Below are 9877 nucleotides of genomic sequence, written 5' to 3'. Positions count from 1 at the left end.
AGGACCGCGAGACGCGCGGGTTCATCTCGATGACGATCAGGCGGCCGTCGGCCGGGTTGACGGCGTACTGGATGTTGCAGCCGCCGGTGTCGACGCCGACCGAGCGGATGATGCCGATCGCGAGGTCGCGCATCGCCTGGTACTCACGGTCGGTGAGCGTCATCGCGGGGGCGACGGTGATCGAGTCGCCGGTGTGGACGCCCATCGGGTCGACGTTCTCGATGGAGCAGACGATCACCACGTTGTCGGCGGTGTCGCGCATGACCTCGAGCTCGTACTCCTTCCAGCCGATGATCGACTCCTCGAGGAGCACCTCGGTGGTCGGGCTGGCGGCCAGGCCGGCGCCGGCGATGCGGCGCAGGTCGGTCTCGTCGTAGGCCATGCCGGAGCCGGTGCCGCCCATGGTGAAGCTGGGGCGCACCACCATCGGGTAGCCGAGCTGGTCGGCCGCGCCGAGGCAGTCCTCCATGGTGTGGCAGATGACGGACTTGGAGCACTCGCCGCCGAGCTCCTCCACGATCTTCTTGAAGACCTGGCGGTTCTCACCGCGGTCGATCGCCTCGATCGAGGCACCGATCAGCTCGACGTCGTACTTCTCCAGGACACCGGCCTTGTCGAGCGCCATCGCGGCGTTGAGGGCGGTCTGGCCACCCAGGGTCGCCAGCAGCGCGTCGGGGCGCTCCTTGGCGATCACCTTCTCGACGTACTCGGGGGTGATCGGCTCGACGTAGGTCGCGTCGGCGAACTCCGGGTCGGTCATGATCGTGGCCGGGTTGGAGTTGACCAGGATGACCCGGATGCCCTCCTCCTGCAGCACGCGGCAGGCCTGGGTGCCGGAGTAGTCGAACTCGCAGGCCTGGCCGATGATGATCGGCCCGGAGCCGATCACCATGACGCTCTTGATGTCCTCGCGCTTCGGCATGTCAGGCCTCCTTCGTCATGAGCTGGACGAACCGGTCGAAGAGGTACGCCGCGTCATGCGGGCCGGCGGCGGCCTCGGGGTGGTACTGCACCGAGAAGCTCTTCAGCGCACCCTCGGGCGTGCGGAGCTCGAGGCCCTCGACCACGTCGTCGTTGAGGCAGACGTGGCTGACGGTCGCGACGCCGTAGGGCGTCTGGACACCGTCGTCCAGCGGGATCCCGTCGGGCCACCGGACGGCGAAGCCGTGGTTGTGGGCGGTCACCTCGACCTTGCCGGTGGTGCGGTCCATGACCGGCTGGTTGATGCCGCGATGGCCGTAGGTGAGCTTGTAGGTGTCGAAGCCCAGCGCGCGACCGAAGAGCTGGTTGCCGAAGCAGATCCCGAAGTAGGGCAGGTCGTGGGCCAACGCGCCCTGGAGCAGCTCGACCTGGTGCGTCGTGGCAGCCGGGTCGCCGGGGCCGTTGGAGAAGAACAGCCCGTCGGGCTGCACGGCCAGCACCTCCTCGAGCGTCGAGGTCGCGGGGAGCACGTGCACCTCGATGCCGCGCTCGGCCATCCGGTGGGGCGTCATCGTCTTGATCCCGAGGTCCAGGGCGGCGACGCGGAGGCGCGGCCCCTCGCCGGGCCCGGTGATCGCGGGCACGACGTAGGCCTCCTTCGTGGAGACCTCCCCGGCCAGCTCGGCGCCGGCCATCTCGGCCGACGCCGTGACGCGGGCCAGCAGGGCGGCAGGGTCGGTCTCGGTCGTGGAGATGCCGACGCGCATCGCACCGCGCTCGCGCAGGTGGCGGGTGAGGGCGCGGGTGTCGATGCCGGAGATACCGACGACGCCCTGGGTGCGCAGCTCCTCGTCGAGGCTGCGCTTCGAGCGCCAGTTGCTCGGCACGCGGGCGGGGTCACGCACGACGTAGCCCGCGACCCAGATCCGGCCCGACTCGGGGTCCTCGTCGTTGACGCCGGTGTTGCCGACGTGCGGAGCCGTCATGACCACGACCTGGCGGTGGTAGGACGGATCGGTCAGCGTCTCCTGGTAGCCGGTCATGCCGGTGTTGAAGACCGCTTCGCCGAAGGTCTCGCCGGTCGCGCCGTAGGCCTCACCGTGGAAGGTGCGGCCGTCCTCGAGGACGAGCAGTGCCGGGCCCTGCGCCCGGGCGCTCACTGGAGCTTCCCGTCGAGGACGGTGGCGGTGCCGCGCAGGAACGTCGCGACGACACGGCCGGGCAGCTCCATGCCGGCGTACGGCGTGTTGTGGCTCAGCGACGCCGACTCCGACGGCACCACGGTGCGCCGGGCGGCCGGGTCGTAGAGCACCACGTTGGCGGGTGCTCCCACCTCGATCGGCTGGCCGTGGTCGGCGACGCGGCCGATCCTGGCCGGTGCGTAGGACATCCGGTCGGCGACGCCCTCCCAGTCGAGAAGGCCGGGGTCGACCATCGTCTCCTGCACGATCGACAGCGCGGTCTCGAGCCCGAGCATGCCGAACGCGGCGGCGGCCCACTCGCAGTCCTTGTCCTCGTGCGGGTGGGGTGCGTGGTCGGTGGCCACGATGTCGATCGTCCCGTCGGCGAGGCCGGCGCGCAGCGCGGCGCCGTCGGCGGCCGTGCGCAGCGGCGGGTTGACCTTGTAGATCGGGTCGTAGGTCTCGGCGAGGTCGTCGGTGAGCAGCAGGTGGTGGGGGCATGCCTCGGCCGTGACGTTCCAGCCCTTGCGCTTGGCGTCCCGCACGATCTCGACCGAGCCGGCGGTGGAGACGTGGCAGACGTGGAGGCGGGAGCCCACGTGCGCGGCGAGCAGGCAGTCGCGCGCGATGATCGCCTCCTCGGCGACCGCCGGCCAGCCGGTGAGCCCCAGGCGCCCGGAGAGCTCGCCCTCGTTCATCTGCGCGCCCTCGGTCAGGCGCGGCTCCTGCGCGTGCTGGGCGATGACGCCGTCGAAGGCCTTCACGTACTCCAGCGCGCGGCGCATCAGCACTGCGTCGCTCACGCACTTGCCGTCGTCGGAGAACACCCGGACGCGGGCGGCCGAGTCGGCCATGGCGCCGAGCTCGGCCAGCTGCTCGCCCTGGAGGCCCACGGTCACCGCGCCGATCGGGTAGACGTCGCAGTGGCCGGCCTCGCGACCCAGACGCCAGACCTGCTCGACGACGCCGGCGGTGTCGGCGACCGGCTCGGTGTTGGCCATGGCGTGCACGGCGGTGAAGCCTCCCAGGGCCGCGGCCTGGGTACCTGACTCGACGGTCTCGGCGTCCTCGCGACCCGGCTCGCGCAGGTGGGTGTGGAGGTCGACGAGGCCGGGGAGGGCGACCAGGCCGGTGCCGTCGATCTCCACGGTGTCGCCCGAGCCGTCGGGCGCTGTCAGGCCTGCGCCGATGGCGGCGACGACGCCGCCGTCCAGGAGCAGGTCGGTCGCGTCTGCGCCGAGGATGGAGACGTCTCTGATCAGGTACGCGCTCACGCGTCGTTCTCGCTTTCTGGTGCTGCCCCGTGGTGGTCGGCGCCGTCGGCGCCGCTGAGGAGGAGGTAGAGGACGGCCATGCGGACCGCGACGCCGTTGGTGACCTGCTCGACGATGACCGAGCGGTCGGAGTCGGCCACGTCGGCGGTGATCTCCATGCCGCGGACCATCGGTCCGGGGTGCATGACGATCGTGTGGTCCTGGAGGGTCCGCATCCGCCTGCCGTCGAGGCCGTAGCGGCGGGAGTACTCGCGGGCGGTCGGGAAGAACGAGGCGTTCATCCGCTCGCGCTGGACGCGCAGCATCATCACGACGTCGGCCTTGGGCAGCACCGCGTCGAGGTCGTAGGACGTCTCGACCCCCCAGGTGTCGATGCCGACCGGGAAGAGGGTCGGCGGGGCGACCAGCGTGACCTCAGCGCCGAGGGTCTGGAGCAGCAGCGCGTTGGAGCGGGCGACCCGGCTGTGCAGGACGTCGCCGACGATCGCCACGCGGCGCCCTTCGAGGTCGTTGCCTCCCTGACCGAGGTGGCGCCACATGGTGAAGGCGTCGAGCAGGGCCTGGGTGGGGTGCTCGTGGGTGCCGTCGCCGGCGTTGACGACGCTCGAGCGCACCCAGCCGGAGTGGGCCAGGCGGTGCGGGGCACCGCTCGCGCCGTGGCGCACGACGACCGCGTCGGCGCCCATCGCCTCCAGGGTCAACGCGGTGTCCTTGAGGCTCTCGCCCTTGGACAGGCTGGAGCCCTTGGCGGAGAAGTTGATGACGTCGGCGCTGAGGCGCTTGGCGGCCGCCTCGAAGGAGATGCGGGTGCGGGTGGAGTCCTCGAAGAAGAGGTTGACCACCGTGCGCCCCCGCAGCGCGGGCAGCTTCTTGATCGGCCGGTCGGCCAGCGAGCGCAGCTCCTCCGCGGTCTTGAGGACCAGCATCGCGTCGTCGCGGGTCAGGTCCGCGGCGCTGAGCAGGTGGCGCTTCACGCGGTGCTCCCCTCGGCCAGGGTGTCGGGCGGCCCGTCGATGGACACCGCATCGATCTCGTCGGTCTCGGCCAGGCGCACGCTCACCCGTTCGACCAGCGAGGTCGGGAGGTTCTTGCCGACGAAGTCGGCGCGGATGGGCAGTTCCCGGTGCCCCCGGTCCACCAGGACGGCGAGGCGCACGGCCTGCGGTCGGCCGACGTCGCCGAGGGCATCGAGGGCCGAGCGGATCGTGCGTCCGGAGAAGAGGACGTCGTCGACCAGCACGACGACCTTGCCGTCGATGCCCCCCGACGGGATCTCGGTCGGCAGCAGGGTCCGCGCCGGCTTCATCCGCAGGTCGTCGCGGTAGAGCGTGATGTCGAGGGACCCGACCGGCACCTCGATTCCCTCCACCGAGGAGATGCGGGCGGCGATCCGTTGCGCGAGCGGGACGCCGCGGCGCGGGATGCCGAGCAGGACGAGATCGCCGGCGCCCTTGTTGCGCTCGAGGATCTCGTGGGAGATGCGGGTCAGGGCCCGGGAGATGTCACGGGCATCGAGGACCACGCGGCCCGGAGGCGGTCCGGCGGGGTCGGTCGGTCCGGGGGCAGGCTGGGCACACACGAGCGTGCTTGACCTCCTTCTCCGCCTCACAGGACGGCTCGTTAAAGGATGTCGATCGGGCGTCACGCTACCGCAGCCTGGAGGGGACCGGCGCGCGGGCTCGCAGGCTTCTCGGCCAGCGGACACCTGTCGCGGTTGGCTAGGTTGACTGGACCGATCCCAGGAGGTCCCCGTGCCCGAGCTGCCCTTCCCCGACGACGTCCGTGCCCTGCTCCTCAAGCCCAACCCCGCCGTGGTCACCACCCTGCGCTCCGACGGCGCCCCGGTCTCCGTGGCGACCTGGTACGCGCTCGACGACGACGACCGCGTGCTGCTCAACATGGACCACACCCGGGTCCGCGTGAAGCACCTGCGCCGCGACCCCCGCGTCACGCTGACCGTCCTCGACGGCGGCGACTGGTACACGCACGTCTCCCTCATCGGCCGCGTCGTCGCAATGAGCGACGACGAGGGACTGGTCGGCATCGACCGGCTCAGCACGCACTACGCCGACCGCCCCTACCCCACCCGCGACAGCCCGCGGGTCAACGCGTGGTTCGTGGTGGATCGATGGCACGGGTGGGGTGCGGCGAAGGACTGACGAGCCGACCCCTCGCGCGGGGTGCCCTTGCCCCGTTGACGGACCTCGGAGGGTCGACGGACCTCCGAGGAGAGCGCGCTCCCGAGGTGGTCAATCGTGTGGCCACCCCGCAGGAGCACACCCACGGACACGACCGCACGCAGGCCCTGGAGAAACCCGGCACCCGCTCCCAGCCAGCTCCTCTCAGACCACCCAGACACCCCACCCCCGAAAAGAGCGCCCTCCCGAGATGATCAACCGTGTGGCCACCCCGCAGGAACACACCCACGAACACGACCCACGCCTGCAGCCTGTGGAGGAGCCGAGCGCGACCAGCCACATCCGTGGTGGCATCGCTCCATGCCTCGACTCCTCGACACCACCACCCGGACCGGCACCATCGCCGACGCGGTCAACTTCCTGCTCGCCACGCACGGCGCCTCGGCCCTGACCATGCGCGCGATCGCCGCCGAGTGCCGACTGAGCCCGGCCGCGCTGAGCCTCCACTACGGCTCGCGCCGACACATGCTCGCCGTCGCCGCGCTCGCCACGAGCCGGGCACGCACGGCGCGGATGCAGGAGCGTGCCCGACGTGACGGGGTCCTGGCCTTCCTCCCGCGCGAGCCCGAGGAGCTGCTCGACGTCCGAGCCTGGCTCGGCTGGTGCGAGCTGGACCGCAACGAGGAGAAGCTGCACCACACGATGTGGTGGGCGCGTGCCGAGGACCGAGCACTCCTCGACGTCACGCTCGACCACCGGTTACAACCCACCGACCTCGACCTGCTGCTCGCCGCGGTCGACGGTCTCGCGGTCGCGCTGTGCCGGCCGGAGGACCCGATGCCGCTCCCGGCTGCGCAGGAGCTGCTCTCCCGGCTCACGGCCGACCTGATCGACGGCACCGTCGCATGACACCCTGCGCAGGTGGACGTGCTGGACGTGGTGCTGGGCGTGGTGGGCGGTCTGCTGGTGGTGTGGGCCGTGCTCGTCGTGGCCCTCTACGCCGCCAGCCGCCGCCAGGGCGACCCGACGAGTCTCCGGGAGGCCCTGCGGCTGCTGCCCGACGTGGTCCGCCTGCTCCGCCGCCTGGCTGCGGACCCGACGCTTCCTCGCGGGGTCCGGTGGCGGCTCTGGCTGACCTTGGCCTACCTCGCGGTGCCGATCGACCTGGTGCCCGACGTCATCCCGGTGGTGGGCTACGCCGACGACGTGGTGGTCGTCGCGCTCGCCCTGCGTTCGGTGGTGCGCAGTGCCGGTCCCGACGCACTGCACCGGCACTGGCCCGGCACGCCCCAGGGACTGGCAACGCTCACGCGGCTGCTCTGACCCCCACAGCGCGCTCGATGCGCTCGAGCAGCACCGGGTGCATCTCGGGCAGCTCGTCGAGCGGGCACCACCGCACCGAGAGCGACTCGTCGTCTCCGACGTGCGCCTCCCCGGAGACGTAACGGCACAGGTAGGTGTGGTCGAGGTACTGCGCGAGGTCGCCGTTGACGTGGGTGATCACCGGAGTGACCCCGACCCACACCAGGGCCTCGACCTCGCAGACGACGCCGGTCTCCTCCAGCGCCTCGCGCACCGCCGCGACCTCGGGGTGCTCCCCCGGGTCGACGATGCCGGTCACCGGGGCCCACTGACCGTTGTCGGAGCGCTCGACCAGGAGGACCTGGTCGTCACGCAGGACGACGGCGGTCACTCCCGGCAACCACAGCAGGTCGTGGCCGATGCGCTCGCGCAGGCGGATGACGAAGTCGGGGATGGGCATCCGCCCACGCTACAAGCGCTCGGACGTCAATCAGGCGAACGCCTCGGCAACCGCCTCGACGAAGGCGTCGAGGTCGCCGGGGTCGCGGCTGATCACGAGCGTCCAGCCGTCGGCGGGACACGTGAAGGCGTCCGGCACCTACGCGGGGGGCCTCACCCGACGTCGATGAGGACCTTGCCGACCGCCCCGTCCTCAACCGCCTGGTGCGCCGCGGCGGTGTCCTCCAGCGCGTAGTGGTGCAACGGCACCCCGACTTCCTCGCCGACACGCAGGGCACCAGCCACGATCGCGGCGTTGATGTCCTGCGCCGCGGCCGTGACCAGGTCGGCGCCGAGCGTGTAGAGCAGCAGGAACTGGTAGCGCAGGTTGCGGGAGAACGTGGGGCGGATCTCGACGACGAAGGAGTCGCCGCCGTTGTTGGCGTAGATCGCGATCGTGCCGCGGTTCTTCGTCACAGCGACGTCGAGCTCGTTGTTCTGCGCCGGCGCCACCTCGACGACGATGTCGACGCCGTCCGGCGCGATCTCGAGGATGGCCGCCGCGGTGTCGCCCTCGCGGTAGTTCACGACGTGCTGGGCGCCCGCGGCGCGTGCCAGGACCGCCTTCTCGTCGCTGCTCACCGTCGTGACGACCGTGGCTCCGGACCAGCGGGCCAGCTGGATCGCGGCGTTGCCGACCGCACCCGCTCCCCCGGCCACGAGGACCGTCCTGCCCTCGAGGGCTCCTGGCCCCAGACGGGTCGGACCGCCCTCGGCCGCGGTCAGGGCCCGGTGCGCCGTGACGGCCGGGACCCCGAGGCTGGCGCCGAGGTCGAAGTCGGCCTCGGCCGGGAGGCGTACGACGAGCCCGGCCGGCTGGACGGTCAGCTCGGCCGCTGTGCCGTAGGCGCGACCGTGCTGCGCCAGGATCAGCCAGACACGATCGCCCACGGACAACCCGTCGACGCCCTCGCCGACCGCGTCCACGACGCCGGCACCGTCCTGCCCGGGTACGACCTCGTCGTAGCCCTGGGACATGCCGGCACGGAACTTCCAGTCGGTGGGGTTCACCCCCGACCGGACCACCCGGACCCGGACCTCGCCGGGGCCGGGCTCGGCGACGTCGCGCTCGACGAGGCTCAGGACGGAGGACGGACCGGTCTGGGAGTAGACGACTGCTCGCATGTCAGTCCCAGCACCACACGACGCTCAGACATTCCACCGCGCCGTCCACGCAGGTCAGAGCGCCGCCGCCATCCCGGCGCACGCCCGCAGCCACGACATCTTCGTCGCGTCGGAGAGCTGCGCGTAGGGCACGATCGAACCGGACACGAGGGCCGGGTCGTAGGGCACGCGATAGACCGCGCGGGTGCGCTGCTCGTAGACCTGCACGAGGTCGTGCGCCAGCTTGCTGTCCACCTGCGCCGAGGGGTCCGAGAGGACCGTGACGGCCTTGTACTTCAGGTTCTGCATGCCAGCGTCCTGGAGCGCGTCGAGCATCCACAGTCCGCTGTAGCCGGTGTCCTCGCGCACGGTGCTGGTGATGACGAGCAGGTCGGCGGCCTCGGCAGCGGCCAGCCAGTTCTCCGCCCGCATGTTGTTGCCGGTGTCGACCAGGATCACCCGGTAGAACCGCTCGAGCAGCCGGTGCACCGCCCCGAAGTCCTCGGCCCGGATCGTGCCGGTCACGTCGGGACGCTCGTCGGAGGCGAGGACGTCGAAGTGCGCGTCGCCCTGCGAGCGCACGAACGCACCGAGGTCGCCGATGCGCGACTGGTAGACGTCACTGAAGCGCTCGAGGTCCTCGAGCAGCTCGCGCGTGGTGTTGCGGTGGTTGCTGCGCGTGCCGCGGATGCCCAGGGTGCCGCGCGTCTCGTTGTTGTCCCACGCGACGACGCCGCCACCGCGGACCGTGCCGAAGGTGTAGCCCGCGGCGAGCACCCCGGTCGTCTTGGCGGCGCCACCCTTGGGGTTGATGAACGCGATCGTGCGCGGGCCGTCGAAGCGCCTGCAGGCGGTGCGGCATCATGCCGTTGCCGCAACCTCGACCTACGAGGACGCGCAGGAGGTCGTCGTGAACTGGTCCGGCCTGGCCTACGCGTGCTCGAACGTGGATTTCAGCTACGAGCTGGCGAAGCTGGCGACACCCACGCCCGGGGACATGCGTGCGCCCGGGGCGGCGACGGGCGTCTTTGCCCTGGAATGTGCAATGGACGAGCTCGCGGCGAAAGCGCACATCGATCCCGTGCAGTTGCGACTCGCCAATTGGACCGATCGGGATCAGAACGAGGATCTCCCGATTACATCGAAGGCCCTCAAGGCATGTTACGAGCAGGCCGCCGCCCGGTTCGGCTGGAACCAGCGAACGGCGCAACCGCGCTCGATGCGCGACGGCGCCGAACTGATCGGGTTTGGCATGGCGTCCGGTGCCTGGGATGCCGGGCTTGCCCCGTTCCCGACGCGGGCGCGCGTGACCTGGCGGGTCGACGGACGCATCGAGGTCGCGGCAGGCGCAAGCGACATCGGGACGGGCACCTACACGATTCTTGCGCAGATCGCGGCGGAGGCCTTCGGCATCGAACCGAGTGAGGTCGAGGTTCGATTGGGCGACTCGCGCCTGCCC

The 9877-nt window shown here is 71.2% G+C and carries 11 protein-coding genes and 1 pseudogene; 4 read left to right on the top strand and 8 right to left on the bottom strand.

All coding sequences use genetic code 11. The annotated features are described in order from the left end of the window. From carB to pyrR, 5 genes and pseudogenes are all read right to left on the bottom strand, one after another. A pseudogene (gene carB / locus RMN98_RS09215) lies at nucleotides 1-922 on the bottom strand (carbamoyl phosphate synthase large subunit); the annotation flags it as partial. 1 nt (nucleotide 923) lies between these two features. Next, nucleotides 924-2081, bottom strand: a complete 1158-nt coding sequence (gene carA, locus RMN98_RS09210) for a glutamine-hydrolyzing carbamoyl-phosphate synthase small subunit (RefSeq protein WP_309648519.1) — start codon at nucleotides 2079-2081, stop codon at nucleotides 924-926. After that, nucleotides 2078-3376: a dihydroorotase gene (locus RMN98_RS09205; protein ID WP_309648518.1), complete on the bottom strand. Its 1299-nt coding sequence runs from the start codon at nucleotides 3374-3376 to the stop codon at nucleotides 2078-2080. The genes carA and RMN98_RS09205 overlap by 4 nt, the downstream gene beginning before the upstream one ends. Further along, nucleotides 3373-4350, bottom strand: coding sequence for an aspartate carbamoyltransferase catalytic subunit (locus tag RMN98_RS09200; RefSeq protein WP_309648517.1), 978 nt, complete (start codon nucleotides 4348-4350; stop codon nucleotides 3373-3375). Before RMN98_RS09200 ends, RMN98_RS09205 begins: the two co-directional genes overlap by 4 nt. Then, nucleotides 4347-4955 carry a bifunctional pyr operon transcriptional regulator/uracil phosphoribosyltransferase PyrR gene (gene pyrR / locus RMN98_RS09195; RefSeq protein ID WP_309648516.1) on the bottom strand — a complete coding sequence of 203 codons (609 nt, stop codon included), beginning with the start codon at nucleotides 4953-4955 and terminating at the stop codon, nucleotides 4347-4349. Before pyrR ends, RMN98_RS09200 begins: the two co-directional genes overlap by 4 nt. A 172-nt stretch (nucleotides 4956-5127) precedes the next feature. On the opposite strand from pyrR, the gene RMN98_RS09190 reads away from it, so the two are divergent. The 3 genes from RMN98_RS09190 (at nucleotide 5128) to RMN98_RS09180 (ending at nucleotide 6837) form a co-directional block, all read left to right on the top strand. Beyond that, on the top strand, nucleotides 5128-5535 hold the full coding sequence (locus RMN98_RS09190; protein WP_309648515.1) for a TIGR03618 family F420-dependent PPOX class oxidoreductase: 408 nt from the start codon (nucleotides 5128-5130) through the stop codon (nucleotides 5533-5535). A 339-nt stretch (nucleotides 5536-5874) separates the two neighbouring features. Further along, complete coding sequence (locus RMN98_RS09185; protein ID WP_309648514.1) at nucleotides 5875-6423, top strand: helix-turn-helix domain-containing protein; 549 nt, start codon at nucleotides 5875-5877, stop codon at nucleotides 6421-6423. A 12-nt stretch (nucleotides 6424-6435) separates the two neighbouring features. Beyond that, the gene (locus RMN98_RS09180) at nucleotides 6436-6837 is read left to right on the top strand and encodes a DUF1232 domain-containing protein (protein WP_309648513.1); all 402 of its coding nucleotides are present in this window, start codon (nucleotides 6436-6438) and stop codon (nucleotides 6835-6837) included. On the opposite strand, the gene RMN98_RS09175 is transcribed toward RMN98_RS09180, so the two are convergent. From RMN98_RS09175 to RMN98_RS09165, 3 genes are all read right to left on the bottom strand, one after another. Next, nucleotides 6821-7276, bottom strand: coding sequence for an NUDIX domain-containing protein (locus tag RMN98_RS09175; RefSeq protein ID WP_309648512.1), 456 nt, complete (start codon nucleotides 7274-7276; stop codon nucleotides 6821-6823). The genes RMN98_RS09180 and RMN98_RS09175 overlap by 17 nt on opposite strands. 152 nt (nucleotides 7277-7428) lie before the next feature. Then, entirely contained in the window at nucleotides 7429-8439 is a 1011-nt protein-coding gene (locus RMN98_RS09170) for an NADPH:quinone reductase (protein ID WP_309648511.1), read from the bottom strand. A 54-nt stretch (nucleotides 8440-8493) separates the two neighbouring features. Then, nucleotides 8494-9195: a hypothetical protein gene (locus RMN98_RS09165; RefSeq protein ID WP_309648510.1), complete on the bottom strand. Its 702-nt coding sequence runs from the start codon at nucleotides 9193-9195 to the stop codon at nucleotides 8494-8496. A 34-nt stretch (nucleotides 9196-9229) separates the two neighbouring features. Here RMN98_RS09165 and RMN98_RS09160 point away from each other — a divergent pair. Next, nucleotides 9230-9877 (top strand): molybdopterin cofactor-binding domain-containing protein (locus RMN98_RS09160; RefSeq protein ID WP_309648509.1); only part of this gene is annotated, 648 nt, incomplete at its 3' end.

It is taken from the genome of Nocardioides sp., assembly GCF_031397825.1.
In the GTDB taxonomy this organism is placed as follows: Bacteria; Actinomycetota; Actinomycetes; order Propionibacteriales; family Nocardioidaceae; genus Nocardioides.
Note: the sequence above shows the minus strand (reverse complement) of the source record. Positions and strands in the feature narration are given on the sequence as shown.

Coding starts and splice junctions, on each gene's coding strand:
- RMN98_RS09185 (WP_309648514.1), top strand. CDS start 5,875: ATGCCTCGACTCCTCGACACCACCACCCGGACCGGCACCATCGCCGAC.
- RMN98_RS09175 (WP_309648512.1), bottom strand. CDS start 7,276: ATGCCCATCCCCGACTTCGTCATCCGCCTGCGCGAGCGCATCGGCCAC.
- RMN98_RS09170 (WP_309648511.1), bottom strand. CDS start 8,439: ATGCGAGCAGTCGTCTACTCCCAGACCGGTCCGTCCTCCGTCCTGAGC.